Here is a 21,688-nt window from a genome sequence, read left to right on the forward strand (position 1 = left end):
TTATTTTCTGATATACAGTAAATTACACTCTTCTGTTCTTTGATAAATCTGCAAGTTTTTGTATCTTTGGATGTAGAAACTTGCAGATTTTTTTATGATACGCCCTACTCAAACAGTTCGATCACTGTTCTCTTCGCTGGACGATTTGCTCAACCAGCAACATCCTCTGTATAAACTTTCCCATAAAATCGATTGGAAAAGGTTCGAAGAGGCTTTTTCTTCCTTGTATTGCCCAGACAATGGTCGTCCCGGCAAGCCTATTCGTTTAATGTGTGGTCTTTTAATTCTCAAGCATTTGCGCAATATTTCAGATGAATCTGTTGTAGAACAATGGAGTGAGAACGCTTATTTTCAATATTTTTGTGGCATGCAGGAGTTTACACCCTCCTTTCCCTGCAATGCCTCGGAACTGGTTCACTTCCGCAAACGTATCGGCGAAAAAGGGATAGAGCTTATTCTTGCAGAAAGTATTCGTGTGAATGATGACAAAACTGAGAATGATCACCACGATACCGCTTTTATAGACTCCACCGTGCAGGAAAAGAATGTGACTTATCCTACAGATGCCAAGTTGCATAAGAAGATAGTAGGCAAGGTTCTCAAAATCGCAAGGGCTCTCAATCTGCCCATTCGTCAAAGCTATACTTTCGTATTGAAAAGAATTTATCGGGATCAACGTTTTCGTAACCATTCCAAGAACCGTAAGAAAGCTCTTAAAGCGGATAAGCGGTTACGAACAATAGCCGGACGTTTGGTTCGGGAACTTAAACGAAACCTGGGTAGTAACAGGGCGTACGACAAACTCATTTCCCTCTTTGAAAGGATTCTTTTGCAACGGCGTAATTCCACTCAAAAGATTTATTCTCTTCATGAACCGGATGTTCAATGCATCAGTAAAGGTAAGGAGCACAAAAAATATGAGTTTGGAAATAAAGTCTCGATTATACGCTCCATGACGGGAGTGATTTTGGGAGCCTCTTCTTTCCGTAATGAGTACGACGGACATACCATAGAGCAAAGCCTCGATCAGGTCAAGAGACTCACGGGAGAAAGGATTAAGAAACTGGCGGGAGATAGAGGTTACCGTGGGAAAAAAGAAATAAACGGTACGCAAATATTGATTCCTGACACTCCAAAAGCAAAAGACAGTTATTATCAACGTAAAAAGAAGCATCGACTTTTCTGCAAGCGTGCAGCAATAGAACCAACTATCGGACATTTGAAGTCAGATTATCGCTTGGGACGTAACTTTTACAAAGGGCTCTTCGGGGATGCTATCAATGTAATGTTAGCTGCTGCGGCATATAACTTCAAAAGAGCCATGAAACTTCTTTTGTACCTAATAAACAAAATCAGCGAAAACCTCTCCATTGGGAGTGTTTCGCTGAAATGTGCTTTTTAAGGAACGACTATCTATATATTAGGGTGGAAACAAATATAGCAACTTTGTGAAAGAAACAACAGAGATTAATCAAGTTTTATCTACTACAAGGGGGCTTTTTATGTATTTTTGACACTTTACAAACGTAAATTACGTCCGTATTGGTAAAAACGAGTATGACTGACTTAGCATATCTCAGGTATAAATGATACAAAAATCACTCCAAATGGGTATTTAACAGTAAGGAATCAATGTATACTTTCACAAAAAAATCAAGGACGTTTTATAACCCTATTAAATTATCTGAAATCAAAATGAAAAAATCATCTTATCTATTAGCTATTTTTACGGGTATAGCTCTATTGGTATCGTCATGTGGCAAAAATAATGAGCCAAGTCCTACACCAGCAGGAAAGGATATAGTAAAAACTATTAAAATTGATGCTTCTGATTATTCCTCTTTTAAATATTTTTCGTTTGCAAAAGGGGAACTCGTACAGCCAAGCAATGCCGGCGAAAATACAGATTGGGATTTAGGGTTTCATAGATATGACTTTCGTACCAATGGAGGACTATCTGGCAAGGGCCAAGGAGCTGCTGCAGAAAGCGGATCTAAAGAAATCTCAGAAAAAATAGTCATTCCGCAAGAATCTAAATTCAAAACAGATGAGATAGCAAAACTCGTTACCAAATATGGGGGTATGGGAGCCGGGCATACTGTAGAATATGGTATGCTACCTATCAACAAAATATTGACTACACAAAAAAAGCCTAAGATGGTAAATGGCAAACCTATCATAAATGAAGTAACAAAGCAGCCCGAGATGGAAGTATCGCACGAAGGGGCTATAGTATCAGTGGGTATGCCTCCCCAAGTACACTTATCGGGCAAAGTGTTTGTCATAAGATGTGCCGATGGCAAATATGCCAAAATAAAGATCACGGAATATCGTGATGAGAAGGCTAAGACAGGGCATATTACGATGCAGTATGTATATCCGATAAACTAAAAACCTTAACAATTAATATATCCGGCCATCTTCCTTAGTGTAATTATTATATTAAGAAGATGGCTCACTTTTTTATATGAAAATAAGAAATCTACTCATATCCCTTTCCCAATTAGGAATCTTATGTGCGACAGTTTCTTCTTTTGCAATGGCACAAGGTAAGATTCATAAATTGCCATCGTCATTGACTCCTGATGACACCACCTGTAGTAGAAGTTATAAAATAGATGAGGTGGTAGTAACAGGTACACAAACTCCGCGCGCACTCAAAAATCTACCCATCATCACACAAGTGATCAGTCATAAGGATATTGAGCGACTTCATCCCCGATCTGTAACGGATATCCTACAAATGAGTATTCCCGGAACGCAGGTATCAATGCACGGAGCTCAATACCGCATGTCAATACAAGGCCTTTCGGCTGATTATATCTTATTTTTAATAGATGGAGAAAGAGTTTCTTCCGAAGGAAATAGCATAGTGGATCTCAATAGATTGGATGTAGCCAATATCGAACGTGTGGAAATCATACGAGGTGCCGCCTCTGCAATCTACGGTTCAAATGCCATAGGTGGTGTTATTAACTTTATAACTCGTAATGTTGATAAACCTTTACAGATATCAACCACGGCAGATTGGGCTTCCGAAGGAATGCAACGTTATCATGGATCATTGGCTCTCAAACATCGAGCTTTCAGCTCTCTTACCTCGGCAGGATGGAAAGGAATAAAAGGCTATGACCTCCCCGATGGAGAAGATAAGAAATTACCTATACCGGGAAGTAGAACATGGAATATAAGTGAAAAGCTTTCCTATCGCTCTCACGATAAGAAATGGGACATAAACTTATACGGCGACTACAACCGCCGCAATCAAGACTGGGATGACAAGATCAGATACTTATATGATGGTTATACTGCCGGCACGCGCATCGGGTTCGTTGCCAACGAATCCAATAGTTTCAATTTGAGCTACAACCTCGAAGGCTATGATAGGTCTACCTACTACTATACTGCGACGAAGGATAATATAGAACCAATATTTCTACTTCTGACCCACACCACACGTCTGCAATACAACAGAGGAGGAGACGAAAATAGTAAAATACACTTCAATGCCGGCTTTGAGTCCGTTAACGAAAGCCTGAGAAGTGATAGATTCAAAAGTTCTGACACCAGATATCATGCAGGAATATACACTTTGTATGCTCAATGCGATTGGAAAGTTTTGCCCAATTTATCCCTTATCTTAGGAGCCAGAGAAGATATTCATTCTCGATTCGGCGGGCATCTTACTCCCCGCCTATCTATGCTTTACAAAGCCGATAACTGGCGTGTGCGCCTATCATACTCTGAAGGATTCAGATCACCCTCGCTAAAAGAGTTGTATATGGATTGGGATCACAGAGGAATGTTTCAGATTTTGGGCAACAAAGATCTAAATCCAGAAAAAAGTCGTATGATCGCCCTCTCTCCGGAATATCAATACAAGAATTTAAATATAACTTTAATTGGCTATTACAACCGTATTTCAGACAGAATTTATATGCGTAGCGAGAGTAATGGTAGTATCATGAGATATGTTAATGGTGATAAACCGACCGAATTATGGTGTGCACAAGCTATGATTAGGTGGAAACTTCCCTTTGGTTTAGGTATAGACATGGATTATGCCTATGTTCATGACAAACAAACTGTCAAAGGTAAGGATGGACGTACGTCTCCCGTGAGTTCTACTAGACCTCATAACCTGACAGGGACACTATCATATGATTACAAATTCTCAAACTATACACTATCAGCTAATCTAAACAATCGTTACAGCAGTAAGTTTACATCCAACATTTATAATCAAAATACAGATAACTATACTGAAGTTACCTACAAGGGCTACTGTATTTCTCGCTTTACGCTTTCAGGACAATGGAAAAATAGAGTAAAAGTAAGTATTGGTTCTGATAATCTTTTCGACCATGTATCTGACAGAATAAATATCAGCTCTTCCCTCTCTCCAGGACGAAGCTACTTTGCATCCATAAGTCTCAACTATTAATTTTTTTATATGGAATACATTGTAGAGTCAGTAAATGGATCTGCAATGTATTTTTTTATTCTCTCACACAAGAATAAATTGTTTGAGAAAATATTATAAAGGAGTTGTATCCGAGGTCTATTGCTATCCAATGAAATGTATATTCAAATAGACGAAGTCTATAAATAAAACAAGCTCCGAATTCACGTTAAACTTACGATTTCTTCTCTTTTTGTTTCCTTCGGAAATGGTTCTTTGCTGAATCAATGTATCGAAAAGTTTGGAAAAATCATCGGCAAAACAGAAAATTTCAACTATATTTGTTTTCATAAAGTGGTGTTTTGCTTGTTTATATCTTATTGACTGTCAATTACTAAGACGCAAATAATTCACCACTTTTGCAATGAAATACATAAGGAATTACTCTGATTTACAACACCTTGTAAACTCTATTATCCCTATTATTCCCTTATATCCTTTATATCGAACTCACGTTAATTAAACCAACAACAAACCTATTGGACAAGTTAAATACACACTAATTTAATTCCGCCAACGGGTATTTCTAAGCCTTCCAATACAGTAGACTTACCAATATCGTTTTTATCGACAAATGTTGTCAAGTCGTCAAATTCAATGCTAACTTCATCTTTATAGCATCTGATTTTTTTAAGTATATCGTCTTTAATTTCATAGTATTACTTTAATCTAACTTGAAAATTGAGTTTGAATGACAGTGTACCATCGTCTTCTTTGATGGCTGAAGCATATTTATGACGAGTAATACTTGAACGCTCCAAATACGCATTAGAGAATAGGTAATCTTCAAAACGATTACGGTCATAGAAATGATAGCAAAGGATTTCTCCATCTTTCTTTACGACCAAATATCCTCCGTTTGCATCAAACTTTCCGCTCCAAGCAGTAGCCGGCATCATTCCTAACGCTGCTGAAGTCAAAAGATGTTTGATTTTATAAGCATAAAAAGGCGATGCCTGCCCTGTATCATACCCCAGAGGATTAATTTCTGTAATCTGTTCTGCCAATTCTTTCAATGTGGATATACCACTATTCAATTGTTCTAAAAGCAAATTGGCAATTATGGACGGCAGATCTCCATCAAGCATAACAAGATTATTGCGGAATATTTGATTGTCAACTTTATCAAATACCAATTTGCCACCTTTCTTTTTAATTGCATTGACCCTATCTATAACTTTATTTCGTTTAGGATTCAAAGAATTAACATAGGCAATATCTTCATCAGAAAGGGTGGCACCATGAATCTTAAAATTAAAATTAGTGGCTTTACTAGCATTTAATAATGTCGAATCTCCTCCGAGCTGAGATTTTATACTGAACCCCATTTCGGATTTTATTTTGGTCCTACGGTCGTGCAAAATGATTCGTATATCTGTTTTATCAGCAGATTTTGCTTTCAAAGAATGACAATAAATGCTATTCATGAAAGCTTCGATTTGAGGAATGGCAAAAGCTCCATCGTTTTCATTGATGGCTTTCAACAAATTCTCCGCTTCCGTCAAGAATACAGATGCAGAAATACGCAGTAGTTCTTCCCCCTCTGGAGTTTGAATAACCACATCTTTATATCGCAGTTCATAGTTGAAATTACCCTCTTTTTCTTGGCGAAGAATCATGATAATTGGATAGAACAAATTCTGAATTTTGTTCAAGTTCTGGTCTCCGGCATAAACCTTACCCTCGCCTAATAATTTGAGCAGAGTGTATATTTCACTCCATTCTCCTTTATTTCCTGTCAGTGCCATACTTCTTAAATTTTGAGAGATTGATTCTTTTAATTACTTCCTGTGCCGTTGCTTGAATAGCCGGGACTGCGACAGAATTTCCAAATTGCTTATAAGCAGATGCGTCTGCTACCCCAATTATGAAATCATCCGGGAAACCTTGCAAACGTGCCCATTCTCGTGGGGTCATTCTGCGCAAACCATCTCGATTTATTTCGCCTTTGATATTAGTAACAGGTGTGAAATCTTCAAGACGATCATCAATTACAAGATTGCGTTCTCGTCCCATACCTCCCACTACAATAGCGTTTGCAACACCATTATCTGGTATTATTTCATATCCGAAACCATTACCTTTTGCAGCATGTCTTTCTTTATGAGCCACAAGGGTCTTTATATATTGGGTGGATAAATAGTATTTTGCTGAAACAGTCCTTTCTTCTTTTATATCTGCGAATGTTTTGGTTGTATCAGTTGGAACCGGATATGCAAATTCATTGACATTTTGGTCTTTCCTAAATCCCACGATATATACTCTTTCACGGTGTTGCGGGACTCCAAAATTCATTGCATTTACAATTTGGGGTTCTGGAACATAATAATCCAAATCCTCCCTTAAAACTTTTAATATCGTTTGGATTGTTTTTCCTTTGTCATGAATAAGCAACCCTTTGACATTTTCTAAAAAGAATACCTTTGGACGCTTTCGACGTATGATTTCCGCTACATCAAAAAACAATGTACCTCTGGTTTCCTCAAAGCCGAGCCGCTTTCCTGCCAATGAAAACGCCTGACAAGGAAATCCGGCACACAACATATCAAAATCATCAGGGATAAATGATTTAGTGGCTTCTTTTGTAATATCGCCAAACGGCACTTCCCCATAATTTAATAAATATGTTTTTTGAGCCTGTGCGTCCCATTCGGAGGAAAACACACATTTTCCTCCAAGATTTTGCATTGCCATCCTAAATCCACCAATTCCTGCAAACAAATCTATAAAGGTAAATTTAGGATTGTCTATAGGTAAGAATGGAACAGAAAACAAATCCGAGAATAGAGAATACTGCACACAAACATCCGAAACACACTTTCCTTCAACCTGCTTGTTATGAATATTATATACATCCTCGATCAATCCCTCGGCTTTAGCTTCATACGGCTTTGCATATTTATATCCTTGGTTATGCAGATAATGAGAAACTATTGCCATTTGTTCATCAAACGCCATAACAGTTCCATCTTCATTCAAAGAATGAGGACCATACATTTGCATAACGACCTTATTACCGCCACACATTTTTGTAATGGCAATTTTTTCGGAAGTCTTAGTATCTATATTCATATAATTCAAAATTCTATTTAAGCATTTATCTGGTGCTTTGGTTATGTCTGTCTCCCAGAATCGGAATACTTTCCAACCCTGTCTCTGCAATTCCGCATTCACCTCTTTATCTCGCTCGATATTTCTTTGGATTTTAGAGTGCCAAAACTCACAGTTACTTTTATGGTCATTCTTCCTCATCTTCCAGTTTCTTCCATGCCAAAACTCACCATCGCAAAATATCGCAATTTTATGACCTTTGATTACAAAATCCGGTTTGCCAAATACGGATGTGTCATTTTTGCGATACCTTACTCCTGCATTCCAGAGCAATTTACCAAATAGAAGTTCCAGTTTGGTGCCTTTACCCTTATTTGCTGCCATATTCTTATGGCGTTGTTCTTTTGTCAGGTGGTTCATTGGTTTTGTTTTTAGAAACAGTATATACCAAATCTAATTTGCAAAGGTACTCATTTCAATTCAACAGATATCTATAGTTGGCAGATTGGACTACCCAACCAAAACTGGGAAAAAAGTTAAGAAGCAGTTAATAATTTTTGTTTGTTATTCTTTAGTTTCTTGTAAAACTCATCTATGGTCTATTTCCAAGAGCAGAACGCCTTCTTCTTTTATTATACCAACATTCAATATATCTAAACACCTCCGGTCTCATTTGTTGAGCAGGAATGAAGCTGCTTCTAATCATCTTATACTTGTTCAACAGAGAAGTAAAGTCGGTACAAGTGTACTGAACACCTCTGTCTGAGTGGAATAAGAGTTCATAGGTAGATCTTCGATTGAGACATCTCTTTATAGCCATATTCAGAGCTGGTATCACCGTATCTACCGTCTTTAATATTGTACTTTGGCTATATCCTACTATTTTGCGATCATACAGATCTATAACCGTATTTAGTATCCTTTAATTGCTTGCGTAGTTCTTTGCTCTCTCTCTGCTCTTCTGTTAAACGCTCAATACCTCAACCCGGAAAGCTATGATTGCCAAAGGCATCAAAATCTTTAATTTATTTACTCAGTTGGCTACTGGAGATACCCAACTCTCGTGCAACTGCATTAACGCATCCTCGCTCTTTGCTTAAGCAGACGGCTTGTCCCTTAAATGCCTTGTCATAATATTTTATTCCCATTGTGTAAAGTTAATTCTTTTGCTGCTCAACTTAGTATCCAGATAAAGTTAGGTATTCCACAGTCGGCTCTCTCGTGTATTCCATAGCGTGGGTTTGCACGACAGTTTGCAACTGAATTGTGCCATTGTCCGCCCTACGGTAACTCGTCCCATTATGGGCATTTTTCCCAATTTGTCGGGACTGCTTTTTTTCAGGTAGAGTAAAACCTTGAATTTTTGTGTCTTCATACGACTTTTTTTTAAAATGTTATAAAATTACTTGTTTACAAATCGTTCTTTGCTTTGCAAAACACAGTGTATCAGCGAAAAGATCCTTTCCACACATCATTATTCCGCTTCAGGTTACCTTCGTTGTTTTTGGTAACTATCGGGGTAACGTTTTGGTAACGGAAAGTCTGCTTAATTTCGCTGTATTCAGTACTTTGACAATGTTTCAGGAGAATGCGGAATACTCAACTACAACGGATTGAATGTTTATTTGCTTGGATGTGAAATATAGTGCTTTGGGAGGAATTATTCATGTGGGAAAACGGTATACATACAGCTTGCTTGATATTATGAGAGATCCAAATCATTCGTGAATGACACTTTGTTACATTTGACAGCCATTTGTGACAAATATGTAAATTATCATAATTACACATAAAACGGGCATACAACATCATAATGACACCAAAAACAAACATATTTAATCCATAAGACATCTGAAATTCACACAAGAAGCATGCGTACATGCCATCCTGTACCCTCCCGTATTTTTATAGCTACGTCATGATTTTTTCTTAGTTAAGCTTTGCTTTTTTCTTAACTACAAAAGTAGAGTGGCTTAGTTAGAAAAATAATAAAACGCAGTTAGAAAAAAATTGCATTGTAGTTAGTCGTTCCTTAAAAAGCACATTTCAGCGAAAACCTCTCCCTTGGGAGTGTTTCGCTGATTTTGTTTATTAGGTACAAAAGAAGTTTCATGGCTCTTTTGAAGTTATATGCCGCAGCAGCTAACATTACATTGATAGCATCCCCGAAGAGCCCTTTGTAAAAGTTACGTCCCAAGCGATAATCTGACTTCAAATGTCCGATAGTTGGTTCTATTCCTGCACGCTTGCAGAAAAGTCGATGCTTCTTTTTACGTTGATAATAACTGTCTTTTGCTTTTGGAGTGTCAGGAATCAATATTTGCGTACCGTTTATTTCTTTTTTCCCACGGTAACCTCTATCTCCGGCCAGTTTCTTAATCCTTTCTCCCGTGAGTCTCTTCACCTGATCGAGGCTTTGCTCTATGGTATGTCCGTCGTACTCATTACGGAAAGAAGAGGCTCCCAAAATCACTCCCGTCATGGAGCGTATAATCGAGACTTTGTTTCCAAACTCATATTTTTTGTGCTCCTTACCTTTACTGATGCATTGAACATCCGGTTCATGAAGAGAATAAATCTTTTGAGTGGAATTACGCCGTTGCAAAAGAATCCTTTCAAAGAGGGAAATGAGTTTGTCGTACTCCCTGTTACTACCCAGGTTTCGTTTAAGTTCCCGAACCAAACGTCCCGTTATTGTTCGTAACCGTTTATCCGCTTTAAGAGCTTTCTTACGGTTCTTGGAATGGTTACGAAAACGTTGATCCCGATAAATTCTTTTCAATACGAAAGTATAGCTTTGACGAATGGGAAGTTTGAGAGCCCTTGAGATTTTGAGAACCTTGCCTACTATCTTCTTATGCAACTTGGCATCTGTAGGATAAGTCACATTCTTTTCCTGCACGGTGGAGTCTATAAAAGCGGTATCGTGGTGATCATTCTCAGTTTTGTCATCATTCACACGAATACTTTCTGCAAGAATAAGCTCTATCCCTTTTTCGCCGATACGTTTGCGGAAGTGAACCAGTTCCGAGGCATTGCAGGGAAAGGAGGGTGTAAACTCCTGCATGCCACAAAAATATTGAAAATAAGCGTTCTCACTCCATTGTTCTACAACAGATTCATCTGAAATATTGCGCAAATGCTTGAGAATTAAAAGACCACACATTAAACGAATAGGCTTGCCGGGACGACCATTGTCTGGGCAATACAAGGAAGAAAAAGCCTCTTCGAACCTTTTCCAATCGATTTTATGGGAAAGTTTATACAGAGGATGTTGCTGGTTGAGCAAATCGTCCAGCGAAGAGAACAGTGATCGAACTGTTTGAGTAGGGCGTATCATAAAAAAATCTGCAAGTTTCTACATCCAAAGATACAAAAACTTGCAGATTTATCAAAGAACAGAAGAGTGTAATTTACTGTATATCAGAAAATAAATACGATTTTAAGGGGCGACTAGTTAGGTTTTTATATCTCCGATACACAGAAACGAAAAGACCCGCAAATGGGGCAGGTATATCCCATTTGCGGATCTTTCGAGCTACATCTTAGTATGATTAGCTCATGATTGACATTTTGACACTTCTATTAATACATCCGATTCTGACAATTTGAAACAGCATTAAAGTTATCGCTTGTATAATTCCCTTCCCAGCAATTCGCTATTACCAATGTGTACATAGAGCGGAGTATGATTATTAGTAGCATATTGAGTCTTATTAATTGTATATTTGAGTAAAATTTAAATATAAAAGTGAATCCTACGATCACAAAGATACAACAATGCACCCCCCTTTGTCAAGAGCTATGATGAGATTTTAGCTTTATCAGAAAGCAATTACCTCCGGTAAATTATTATCGAAAAGCTATCATTCATATGATATTTATCTACTATTATAAGAAGACTTATATCTATGAAAACAAAAGCATGTAATATTTCAAGTTTTAGAGTGTGTAGCAATAAATCCAGATACGATAAAAAGAGGTCAATTAATCGTATCAGAACGAAATACCGTATGTTTACAAAATGGCCTCTGAAACAAATTCAACAGGCATTTCTTTACCGTCACGGCGTATAACAAAAGTAAATTTGTCTCCGGGAGCAGCTCCGAAAATAACATTCATCAAATCCTCTTCTGATGTTACAGGTTTGCCTTGAAACGAAATTACTTCATCATCTTTTCGCAAAGCACATTTTGCTACAGCATCACCCGGCAAACTAATATCCTGTACATAAAACACTTGCACTCCATTGGCAGATGCTTTTTTAGCGATAACAGGCCCTCCTACCGGAAACCACATAGGCTCTGACATCCTCTTATTGGGAATGAGATAAAGCTTTTCCAAAGACATGTCAATAATAAAATTGAACCTCTTAATGAATCCAAAACCAATAAGTCCGAGTGAACCTTCCTCTGCACCAACTCCCGTGGAACTTGAAGATATATCTAAAGTAAAACTTGGCATCTTGACCTTATTGATAACAGCACTTTGTGCTCTGACAACATAATTGTAGCCTTGATCATCAACGCCATAACTGGTACGCTGTAAATAAAATCCTGATTTGTTCAATACATCATTACGTTGGGCATACAAGGCATTGACCATAAAACAAAAATCAGCTCCGCTATCAAAGTAAGCTTCTCCGGCAATCTTACTTCCATCTCGGAGAGTTATGTCAATAGGGATGCGAGGGAAGTAATCACCGGTATGCCTGATTGAAAGGCTTGAATTATTATACTTTGCCGGGACTTTTGACCCGAGCCTTCTTAAAGTAATGATATTTTGATCATAGTCTACTTCCGTACTGTAATTCTTTATAATCTGCGCTCCAATAATACCGCTTATGGGTAGTCCTGACGGCGATACCGTATATGTTTGGAAATCCATTTGAGTCAAAGCAATATCCTTTAAAACAACAACTTCGTCAGTATTTTGAGATAATAAAGATAGTGTGTTGGAAGATGATGTTGCAAACTCTTGCTCTCCTCTTACCCCTATCACTGTATTCTTCTTATCAAAGATCAATGCGGCTTTTTGAGAATAACCTTTACTTATGGTTGTGACCTCGGAACCTGTATCAAACATAAAATAGACAGGATCCTTCTGAGAATTGACCTTTACACGGATCAAAGAAATACTTCCATCCATTATTAAAGGGATTTTGATCTCCTGTTGCTGAGAGGACAAGGGAGTTGCGATAGCAAATAATACAGCTGATAAGGCAGCTATATAAAACATGATATTCTTTCTCATTTTTTATTAAGCATTAAACGTGTTTAAGTTAAGAGAAGTACACTCCTGAAAATCGCTTTCGTGCTTATTATCAAGCTAATCACAAAGCTTCCACGAGATATAGGGAACAAAGATATAATAGAAAAGGAAATAAAACCTTCTTTGACAATCATATAATTGAGCATAAAAAGAGCCTTAACTGCTTATGAACAGATAAGGCTCTCTATTGTAAGTATCAGAGATACCAAAATGATAACTATTATTTAAAAGTCATAAAACATACCATTTGGTAGTGATAAAAAACACTATTAATCTTAGGCCGGATTGACTTCTGCGTCAGGTCTTTCGCTAAGACGCTTATAACCTTTGTATCTCCATTGTGCATTTTGCATCGAAGCATCAAACAATTCTTGAGCCTCATCAGGATACTGTTTCAACAAGGTTGCATAGCGAACCTCTCCCTTGAGGAAGTCCTGGAATTTAGACCAATCAGGCTCTTTGCTATCAAGAGCAAAAGGATTTTTGCCCTGTGCCTCGAGCTCAGGATTGAATCGCCATAGGTGCCAATAACCGCAAGAAACAGCCTCTTTTTGCTCAGCCTGAGCCTTACCCATACCAGCTTTAAGTCCATGAGATATACAAGGAGAATAGGCTATTATAAGTGATGGCCCGTTATAAGCCTCAGCCTCACGAATAGCTTTGAGAGTCTGGGCTGGGTTGGCACCCATTGCCACTTGTGCAACATACACATATCCATAAGTGGTAGCGATAAGGCCAAGATCTTTCTTACGAACTCTTTTCCCGGAAGCGGCAAATTTGGCAATAGCGCCTACGGGAGTACTTTTGGATGATTGTCCTCCGGTGTTAGAATATACTTCGGTATCAAGAACCAATATATTTACATTCTCACCTGAAGCCAATACGTGGTCTACACCACCAAAGCCAATATCATATGCCCATCCGTCACCACCAATAATCCACTGCGAGCGTTTGATAAAGAAAGACTTCATTTCCGTCATACTTCGGCATACAGGACAAGTACATTTCTCAATAAGAGGCTTAATCTGATCAGCAAGAGATTTGGATGCTTCAGGTTCTTCTCTTTTGTCAAGCCATTCGGCAAGTAAAGCCTTAAGCTCCTCTGAACAATCAGGACCTTCTATAGCCTCTTGTACTGTAGCCACCAAACGTTGGCGCATTTTCTTATTTCCGAGGTACATACCCAAGCCAAACTCGGCATTGTCCTCAAACAAAGAGTTTGCCCATGCAGGGCCTTCACCTCTCTCATTCACAGTATATGGAGTAGAAGGAGCCGAACCTGAATAGATAGAAGAGCAACCGGTAGCATTGGCAATCATCTGACGGTCTCCAAAAAGCTGAGAAAGAAGCTTAACATAAGGAGTCTCACCACAACCGGAACATGCGCCGGAAAACTCAAATAGAGGGGTAGCAAACTGAGAATTCTTGACATTTGCCTTAGTATCTACCAAATGAGCTTTTGATGAAACCTCACCTACCATCTTATCCCAATTATCCTGCTCATCATAAAGTTCAGTGATAGGCTTCATGGCAAGAGCTTTACCGTTTTTATTACCCGGGCATACATCAACACAGTTAGCACACCCCAAGCAATCCAATACATTTACTTGGATACGGAAAGTCATATCGGCAAACTGCTTGCCCATAGCTTTGAGTGCGGTAACATTAGTCTTCTCCTGCTCTTCTTTATCCAAAACGAAAGGACGTATAGTGGCATGAGGGCACACATAGGCACACTGATTACATTGGATACAGTTTTCGGCATACCACTCAGGTACAAACGCAGCTACACCACGCTTTTCAGAAGCAGCAGTACCATTGTCCCATGTACCGTCTTCGCGTCCTTTGAATGCGGATACCGGTAAGTTGTCACCTTTCTGAGCATTGATAACACGCACAATGTTGTTTACAAAAGGAGTATCACCTTCGTGTACTTCTTCTACATCATCCGGCAGGCTTGCCCATTCCGGTTTTACTTCTACCTCAGTAACATCACCGCCACGATCTACAGCAGCATAGTTTTTGTTCACAATATCTTCACCCTTCTTACCGTAGCTCTTCACAATGAACTTCTTCATTTGCTCTACAGCCAATTCATAAGGAATCACATTGGCGATCTTGAAGAAGGCTGATTGAAGTATCGTATTAGTTCTGTTACCGAGACCTATCTCAGCGGCAATTTGAGTTGCATTGATGATATAAAAGCGAATATTATTCTTAGCCAAATACCTCTTTACATGGTTAGGGATATGCTCGGCTACATCTTCTGCATCCCAAAGAGAGTTGAGTAGGAATGTACCGTTGGGCTTGAGGCCTGCTGTAACATCATAGAGACGTAAGTATGCAGGTACGTGACATGCTACAAAGTCAGGAGTTACTACAAGATAAGTAGAACGTATAGGGGTATCACCGAAACGAAGATGCGAACAAGTGAAACCACCCGACTTCTTAGAGTCGTATGCAAAATAAGCCTGGCAATATTTGTTGGTGTTGTCTCCGATGATTTTTACAGAGTTTTTATTAGCACCCACTGTACCATCGGCCCCCAAGCCAAAGAATTTAGCTTCGTAGATACCGGTATCAAAGATTAGATCTTCTTTTAGAGGCAATGAAGTGAAAGAGACATCATCTACAATACCAACAGTGAAATGATCCTTAGGTAGATTCATACTAAGGTTTTCATAAACTGCAGCAATGTGGGCGGGAGTAGTATCTTTAGAAGAAAGTCCATAACGACCTCCAACAATCATAGGAGCATCCTCCAAGCCATAATAGCAATCCTTGACATCAAGGAACAAAGGCTCACCATTAGCTCCCGGCTCTTTGGTTCTGTCCAATACAGCAATTCGCTTTGCTGTTTTAGGCATAGCCGCAAGGAAATGCTTAGCACTAAAAGGACGATACAAATGTACTGCGAGCAGACCAACCTTTTCCCCTTTAGCTGTGAGATAATCGACAACCTCCCTAATGGTTTCCGTAGCAGATCCCATTGCTATAATCACTCTATCGGCATCTTCGGCTCCGTAATAGTCAAACAAGTGATACTGACGGCCGGTAACGGTAGCTACCTTGTCCATGTATTCCTGCACGATCTCAGGAACAGCATCATAGAAAGGATTCGAAGCCTCACGGGCTTGGAAGTATATATCAGGGTTCTGAGCCATACCTCTTGATACAGGCTTCTCAGGATTAAGAGCTCTTTCACGGAATGCTTTCAAAGCATCCCGATCTATAAACTGAGCTAAATCTTCGTTATCCAAAGCCTCAACCTTCTGTATTTCATGTGAAGTACGGAAGCCATCAAAGAAATGGATAAAAGGAATACGTGATTTGATAGTAGCCAGATGAGCCACACCCGCAAGATCCATCACCTCCTGCACCGAGCCGGTACATAGCTGGGCATAACCTGTGGCGCGAGCAGACATAACATCTTGATGGTCTCCAAAGATAGACAGCGCTTGAGCTGCCAGAGAACGAGCCGCTACATGAAATACGGTAGGTAATAATTCCCCCGCGATTTTGTACATATTAGGGATCATCAATAGAAGTCCCTGTGAAGCTGTAAAGGTGTTGGTAAGCATTCCGGCCTGGAGCGAACCGTGTACGGTACCTGCAGCTCCGGCTTCGCTTTGCATTTCTTCTACTAAAACGGTTTCTCCAAAAATGTTTTTACGACCTTGAGCAGCCCATTCATCGACATACTCAGCCATTGTAGAAGATGGTGTGATGGGGTAGATAGCCGCTACCTCGCTAAACATATATGCGATATGCGCAGCAGCTTGGTTACCATCACAAGTCAGGAATTTTTTTTCTTTAGCCATTACTAATCCTGTATAAGTGAATAATTCTTTTGTAAGCAGTAAAGTAATAAAAACGTACAATCAGTCCTATCTCAAAGAAAGATTGCATGGGACAAGGTTAAGCCTGGTCTATTTTCCTAATAGAGAAAGCCAAAGAGCCAAAGCGGGATTACATTCCTATCGCCTACTGTCAGGTTATGTACGGCATAGTACCTGTCGGCACGATAGCGTGACCCCACCACTTCATCAATTTTAAAATTATATTTATCCTGAATCAGGAAGTTGATCTGAGACCTATCTCCTACTGTAACCTTATTACCATGCTTCACATGATCCAAGAAAAATGTTTTGAGTACATCACCTTTCGACACATGATCAGGATTCATGGCATACGACAGGTTGGTGTTATCAAGATAAACAACGGCCGGCTTCTTACTTGAGTCCTCATTGGGTTTGTTCAATAAGGTAATCAGGCGGGCATCAGCCAGATATTTCAGATAATTCATTACCGTAGCTCTGGAAGTATCTATCTCAGACGCCAGTTGCGACACATTGGGAGCGGCAGGTGCTCTGAGTCCAAGCAGATACAACAGCTTCCTGAGCTTATAAAGACATCTTTGCTCGATTTGCTTGATCACCAATACATCGACTTCAAGTGTCATATTGATGGTCTTAAGCAAATTTTCGGAATAATTTCTTTGCTCTAAAAAGAAGGGGTAGTAGCCGTGATGAAGATAATCCTGAATATAATCCATGGGGTTAACTTCCTTTTGAATATTACGGGCTATCTCTTCATGATTCTTTATGATCTCTTCAAGGTTATATGACGGGAGATTGAGTCCTTGCTTCAGGTTGATAAACTCCCGCATGGAAAACCCGGTAAGGTTATAGGATGACACTATGCCGTTGAGATCCTTATTCTCCTCTCTCAATCGCATAACGGATGAGCCCGTAAACACGATCTGGAGGTCAGGGTATAGATCAATACAACGTCTTAGCTCTGATGACCATTCGGGATATTTAAAGACTTGATCCAAAAGTAAAACTTTACCGCCAGCCTTTACAAAGTTACCTGCAAACTCCACCAATGTACAGGTCGTAAAGTAAAATTGATTAAGGTTGATGTATAAACATTCACGATTGAGAGAGCCATATTTTTCTCGGGCATAATCGAGAAGGAATGTAGTCTTCCCTACTCCGCGAGGTCCTTTGATCCCAATCAACCGGTCACTCCAGTCAATCTCATCCATAAGGGCCCTTCGGAGAGAAGGATTATAGTTCCTTACCAAATAATCGTGAGTTCTATAAAAGATGTCCACAGTATTTCGCTATTTCTAGGTAGCAAAGATAAAGATAAAATACACATAATGCAACTTACACATAACAAAATGCAGGTATTACGGATTTTTGTGTCTATTTACATGGTAATGTTAAAAAAGACGATTGAGTATCCAATACACTCAATCGCCTTTAAATATTATAGATAAATACTTTACCTCTTAGAATAAAGCCTTATACTTTATAACTCTTTTTAAGAATGTTTACATTATTATTCTTCCACTATTCTCACCCAATTGTGGGTGTCGGGCTCTTCACCATATTGGATGGCACGCAACTTATTGTAGAGTTTTTCACTCATTACGCCCGGCTTGCCGTCTTTGCTGAGCACATAAGACTTGTGCTCATCGAGATCATCTATCCGCAGGATAGGGCTTATCACAGCAGCGGTGCCGCAAGCTCCGGCCTCCTCAAAGGTGTTGAGTTCATCCACATGTATCTCTCTGCGCTCCACTTTCATTCCGAGATCTTCAGCTATTTGCATTAGACTCTTATTGGTGATAGAGGGTAATATGGAAGTACTTTTGGGGGTGATATAGGTATTATCTTTGATTCCGAAGAAGTTGGCAGGGCCACACTCATCGATAAACTCTTTGTGCTTGGCATCCAAGAACAACACGGCAGAGTATCCCTCGTGATGGGCTATCTCGCCGGGCTTGAGGCTGGCAGCATAGTTACCGCCCACCTTGATAGTACCCGTACCCAGAGGTGCTGCACGGTCATATCCTCTCATGATAGCCATAGGAGTAGGCTTGAAGCCTTCTTTGAAATAAGGGCCCACAGGTGTTACAAATATCATAAAGAGATATTCGCCTGCAGGCTTCACTCCCACCTGTTGGCTCAATCCCAACAAGAGGGGGCGTATATAGAGAGATGCTCCGGTACCGTAGGGAGGGACAAATTCTTTGTTCAACAAGATTGCCTTCTCTACCATGTCTATAAAAAGATCAGTAGGTACTTCCGGCATCATAATCCCTTGTGATGAACTTTGCAAACGCTTAGCGTTTTCTTCGGGGCGGAATATTCTTATTTTCCCGTCTTTACCGCGGAAGGCCTTCATACCCTCAAAAGCCTCTTGTCCGTAATGAAGACATGTAGCAGCCATAGGGATGCTTATCATGTCGGACGAAGATACTTCCACTTCGCCCCATGCACCGTTGCGATAGTAGCAACGTACATTGTAGTTGGTAGGCACGTAGCCAAAGGTCAGCGATGACCAGTCAATGTCTTTTTTGTTTTCCATTGGTTTATTCGCTTTAGTCATTAGATTAATATTTGATTTACAATATCACAAAGATAACCAATATTAAGATGAAAAGCTAAGGATAAAAACCTAAATATAGCCGACAAAAATTTAATCTTCCGTAAGGAAATCCTGCAATTTGTCAAGATCGATATCCTGATGCAGCTCACCCCTAAAAGCAAGTGAGATAGTGCCTCGCTCCTCACTTACAATGATCACCTTGGCATCAGTCTCCTGCGACAGTCCCAGAGCGGACCTGTGTCTGAGTCCCAGGTCTTTGTTGAGATCGCTATTGTGAGCCACGGGCAATATACAACCGGCGGCACGGATGCGATTGTCCGCAATAATCATGGCTCCGTCATGCAACGGGCTGTTCTTGAAAAAAATATTTTCGATGAGACGGGCATTTATTTCGGACTGAAACATCTCACCCGTATGTGAGTAGGGTGAGAGATCCAAGCTCTGCTGTATGGCTATGAGAGCTCCGGTCTTCTTGCGAGCCATATTCATACATGCCAGCACCACCGGGGCTATAAACTTGTATTCCTCTTGAGTATCCTTTTTCCTATCGAGTAGCTTTTCGTTGATTCGCTTCCATTTTTTTGCTGATCCTATGGTGGACAGAAACTTTCGCAACTCATCCTGAAATAAGATCACCAATACCAAGAACCCGATGCTCACAAACTTGTCCAAGATAGCTCCCATGAGCTTCATCTCAAACACCTGAGATATGAGTATCCACAGTACTATGAATGTGATGATACCCGTAAACAAGGCCCTACTACCTGAGTTTTTGAGCACATTGTACGTATAGTACAAAAAGATCGATACCAACAAGATATCCGTTGCATCCTTAAATGTAAAGGGTAACCACATAGCTTATAATTTGATTTTACTGCATATTTTCGTTTCGCATCACACTGTCAGGATTGGAGAGATGCACATATTGAGAGGGATTGATACGTTCATAATTACGCAATTTGCTCACGAGCTTCACACACTCCACTGCTTCCTTCACATCATGTACACGTAAGATATCGGCTCCGTGTAGCAGGCTGTAAGTATTGAGTATGGCAGTGCCGTTGAGAGCATCATGAGGCGTACCTCCAAGGTATTTATATATCATGCTTTTCCTCGATATTCCCACCAGCAGAGGCAACTGCAATGATGCATTGAGCTCCTCCATCCGAGCCATGAGTTCGTAGTTCTGATCCACCGTTTTACTGAATCCGAAGCCAGTATCCAAAATAATATCATTGACGCCTAATGAACGCAACTGCCCTACACGATCAATAAAATAGTCCAAAATATCTACCGCCACATCGTTGTACTCCGTGTACTGCTGCATAGTCTCGGGAGTTCCCCGCATATGCATCAATATATAAGGCACACGCAATGATGCTACAGTGCTAAACATCGAACGATCGATCTGCCCACCAGACACATCATTGATCATATCCGCCCCATATTCCTCCACCGCAGCACGTGCCACATCGGCTCTGAAAGTATCTACCGATATGGGCAGGTCCGGGTACTCATCTCTCAGTATCTCCAGAGCGGGCTTAAGGCGAGCTATTTCGGTAGCCGCATCCACCGCCTCAGCACCGGGGCGAGTACTATAAGCCCCCACATCCACCATACGTCCTCCCTGCGACACGATCTCTTCTATGCGATCATGTATCTCTTTGTCACCCTGTTTGCGGCTTCCGGAATAGAATGAGTCCGGTGTTACATTGAGAATTCCCATTACAAGAGGGTCATTGAGGAGTAGTAGCCTTCCGTTAAGATTGAGTGTCTGAGGTTTCATTCGTGTTTAAGTTTTGTCCAAAGTTAACCAATTCCGTGTAACATTATTATCACTCATCACCAAAAAAGTAAAGATCACTCTGATGCTACATTGCCCCGCATCGCAGAGTTATAGATGACAAGTAAATATTTATCCGTATCACAGGCCACTCTCAAGTGATCATTTGGGTCACTGTCATATGGCATGGCGTATAGTAGCCTGCGCACTAAAGAACTATGTTTTTACTAAATACACTACAGCCCACACGACACACGGAGGAGATGTCTGTTTTGACAAATTGTCAAAATAAGTAACCGGAGCAAGAGAGATAAGATTTGATATAATCAATTCATATTAAAGAAACTAAACAAATTAATAATCAATAAGAACACTCCAAAATCGGCCTTGTCTTAGTTACAACACTCGGCTTATTTGTACAGAGTTCAAATAAGGGAGCAAGTTTGATGGACGAGAATCACAAGAAAAGCACACCTTAATAAATAACACATCTGCAAAATGTACGATAAATAAATATTCAAATAATATAGGCGGCTTATAGCTTATATTTTTAGAGAGGCAGAAGCAAATTGTAAATTGTATATGAGGATGACAATCCGATCCTAATAGGTCTATCGACTTGATACGATAGGTAAGCCGACTATATAGGATAAGTCGATCGTCCGTATACGATAAATCAATTGACCGTGTAGGATAGGTCAGCCGACCGTGTATGATAA

At 39.8% G+C, this 21,688-nt stretch carries 14 protein-coding genes and 1 pseudogene; 3 read left to right on the forward strand and 12 right to left on the reverse strand.

All coding sequences use genetic code 11. The features are described 5' to 3' along the window. Positions 1 to 94: 94 nt before the first annotated feature. The 3 genes from VYJ22_RS10185 (at position 95) to VYJ22_RS10195 (ending at position 4,444) form a co-directional block, all read left to right on the forward strand. Positions 95 to 1,402, forward strand: coding sequence for an IS5 family transposase (locus tag VYJ22_RS10185; RefSeq protein WP_329903935.1), 1,308 nt, complete (start codon positions 95 to 97; stop codon positions 1,400 to 1,402). Positions 1,403 to 1,695: 293 nt separating this feature from the next. Continuing rightward, the gene (locus tag VYJ22_RS10190; protein ID WP_329903936.1) at positions 1,696 to 2,391 is read left to right on the forward strand and encodes an HmuY family protein; all 696 of its coding nucleotides are present in this window, start codon (positions 1,696 to 1,698) and stop codon (positions 2,389 to 2,391) included. A gap of 76 nt (positions 2,392 to 2,467) precedes the next feature. After that, positions 2,468 to 4,444: a TonB-dependent receptor plug domain-containing protein gene (locus tag VYJ22_RS10195; RefSeq protein WP_329903938.1), complete on the forward strand. Its 1,977-nt coding sequence runs from the start codon at positions 2,468 to 2,470 to the stop codon at positions 4,442 to 4,444. 123 nt (positions 4,445 to 4,567) lie between these two features. Here VYJ22_RS10195 and VYJ22_RS10200 read toward each other — a convergent pair whose 3' ends face one another. From VYJ22_RS10200 to folP, 12 genes and pseudogenes are all read right to left on the reverse strand, one after another. Continuing rightward, positions 4,568 to 4,753: a hypothetical protein gene (locus VYJ22_RS10200; protein ID WP_407988940.1), complete on the reverse strand. Its 186-nt coding sequence runs from the start codon at positions 4,751 to 4,753 to the stop codon at positions 4,568 to 4,570. A 197-nt stretch (positions 4,754 to 4,950) separates the two neighbouring features. Then, on the reverse strand, positions 4,951 to 5,112 hold the full coding sequence (locus VYJ22_RS11650) for an AAA family ATPase (protein ID WP_407989477.1): 162 nt from the start codon (positions 5,110 to 5,112) through the stop codon (positions 4,951 to 4,953). Positions 5,113 to 5,121: 9 nt separating this feature from the next. Beyond that, positions 5,122 to 6,210 carry an HpaII family restriction endonuclease gene (locus VYJ22_RS10205; RefSeq protein ID WP_329903939.1) on the reverse strand — a complete coding sequence of 363 codons (1,089 nt, stop codon included), beginning with the start codon at positions 6,208 to 6,210 and terminating at the stop codon, positions 5,122 to 5,124. Next, positions 6,191 to 7,933: a DNA mismatch endonuclease Vsr gene (vsr, locus tag VYJ22_RS10210; RefSeq protein WP_329903941.1), complete on the reverse strand. Its 1,743-nt coding sequence runs from the start codon at positions 7,931 to 7,933 to the stop codon at positions 6,191 to 6,193. The genes VYJ22_RS10205 and vsr overlap by 20 nt, the downstream gene beginning before the upstream one ends. Before the next feature lie 787 nt (positions 7,934 to 8,720). Continuing rightward, positions 8,721 to 8,888, reverse strand: a pseudogene (locus VYJ22_RS10215) (Arm DNA-binding domain-containing protein); the annotation flags it as partial. Between the two features lie 657 nt (positions 8,889 to 9,545). Then, positions 9,546 to 10,853, reverse strand: coding sequence for an IS5 family transposase (locus tag VYJ22_RS10220; protein WP_329903943.1), 1,308 nt, complete (start codon positions 10,851 to 10,853; stop codon positions 9,546 to 9,548). A gap of 677 nt (positions 10,854 to 11,530) precedes the next feature. Next, positions 11,531 to 12,766 carry a PDZ domain-containing protein gene (locus VYJ22_RS10225; protein ID WP_329903944.1) on the reverse strand — a complete coding sequence of 412 codons (1,236 nt, stop codon included), beginning with the start codon at positions 12,764 to 12,766 and terminating at the stop codon, positions 11,531 to 11,533. A 293-nt stretch (positions 12,767 to 13,059) separates the two neighbouring features. After that, entirely contained in the window at positions 13,060 to 16,605 is a 3,546-nt protein-coding gene (gene nifJ / locus VYJ22_RS10230; protein WP_329903946.1) for a pyruvate:ferredoxin (flavodoxin) oxidoreductase, read from the reverse strand. Between the two features lie 116 nt (positions 16,606 to 16,721). Further along, the gene (locus tag VYJ22_RS10235) at positions 16,722 to 17,903 is read right to left on the reverse strand and encodes an AAA family ATPase (RefSeq protein WP_329903948.1); all 1,182 of its coding nucleotides are present in this window, start codon (positions 17,901 to 17,903) and stop codon (positions 16,722 to 16,724) included. A 230-nt stretch (positions 17,904 to 18,133) separates the two neighbouring features. Beyond that, positions 18,134 to 19,186 (reverse strand): branched-chain amino acid aminotransferase, encoded by a 1,053-nt coding sequence (locus VYJ22_RS10240; RefSeq protein WP_329903950.1) that lies wholly within the window; start codon positions 19,184 to 19,186, stop codon positions 18,134 to 18,136. Between the two features lie 90 nt (positions 19,187 to 19,276). Then, the gene (gene cdaA / locus VYJ22_RS10245) at positions 19,277 to 20,041 is read right to left on the reverse strand and encodes a diadenylate cyclase CdaA (RefSeq protein ID WP_329903951.1); all 765 of its coding nucleotides are present in this window, start codon (positions 20,039 to 20,041) and stop codon (positions 19,277 to 19,279) included. Positions 20,042 to 20,057: 16 nt separating this feature from the next. Continuing rightward, the gene (gene folP, locus VYJ22_RS10250; protein ID WP_329903952.1) at positions 20,058 to 20,972 is read right to left on the reverse strand and encodes a dihydropteroate synthase; all 915 of its coding nucleotides are present in this window, start codon (positions 20,970 to 20,972) and stop codon (positions 20,058 to 20,060) included. Positions 20,973 to 21,688: the final 716 nt, after the last annotated feature.

Origin of the sequence: Porphyromonas pogonae (genome assembly GCF_036320655.1) — a bacterium.
In the GTDB taxonomy this organism is placed as follows: domain Bacteria; phylum Bacteroidota; class Bacteroidia; order Bacteroidales; family Porphyromonadaceae; genus Porphyromonas; species Porphyromonas pogonae.

Bases quoted from the DNA above. Each gene is read 5' to 3' on its own strand.
- cdaA (WP_329903951.1), bottom strand. From the start codon at position 20,041: ATGTGGTTACCCTTTACATTTAAGGATGCAACGGATATCTTGTTGGTA.
- VYJ22_RS10190 (WP_329903936.1), top strand. From the start codon at position 1,696: ATGAAAAAATCATCTTATCTATTAGCTATTTTTACGGGTATAGCTCTA.
- VYJ22_RS10205 (WP_329903939.1), bottom strand. From the start codon at position 6,210: ATGGCACTGACAGGAAATAAAGGAGAATGGAGTGAAATATACACTCTG.
- VYJ22_RS10220 (WP_329903943.1), bottom strand. From the start codon at position 10,853: ATGATACGCCCTACTCAAACAGTTCGATCACTGTTCTCTTCGCTGGAC.
- VYJ22_RS10200 (WP_407988940.1), bottom strand. From the start codon at position 4,753: ATGAAAACAAATATAGTTGAAATTTTCTGTTTTGCCGATGATTTTTCC.
- vsr (WP_329903941.1), bottom strand. From the start codon at position 7,933: ATGAACCACCTGACAAAAGAACAACGCCATAAGAATATGGCAGCAAAT.
- VYJ22_RS10225 (WP_329903944.1), bottom strand. From the start codon at position 12,766: ATGAGAAAGAATATCATGTTTTATATAGCTGCCTTATCAGCTGTATTA.
- nifJ (WP_329903946.1), bottom strand. From the start codon at position 16,605: ATGGCTAAAGAAAAAAAATTCCTGACTTGTGATGGTAACCAAGCTGCT.
- VYJ22_RS10240 (WP_329903950.1), bottom strand. From the start codon at position 19,186: ATGACTAAAGCGAATAAACCAATGGAAAACAAAAAAGACATTGACTGG.
- VYJ22_RS10195 (WP_329903938.1), top strand. From the start codon at position 2,468: ATGAAAATAAGAAATCTACTCATATCCCTTTCCCAATTAGGAATCTTA.
- folP (WP_329903952.1), bottom strand. From the start codon at position 20,972: ATGAAACCTCAGACACTCAATCTTAACGGAAGGCTACTACTCCTCAAT.
- VYJ22_RS10185 (WP_329903935.1), top strand. From the start codon at position 95: ATGATACGCCCTACTCAAACAGTTCGATCACTGTTCTCTTCGCTGGAC.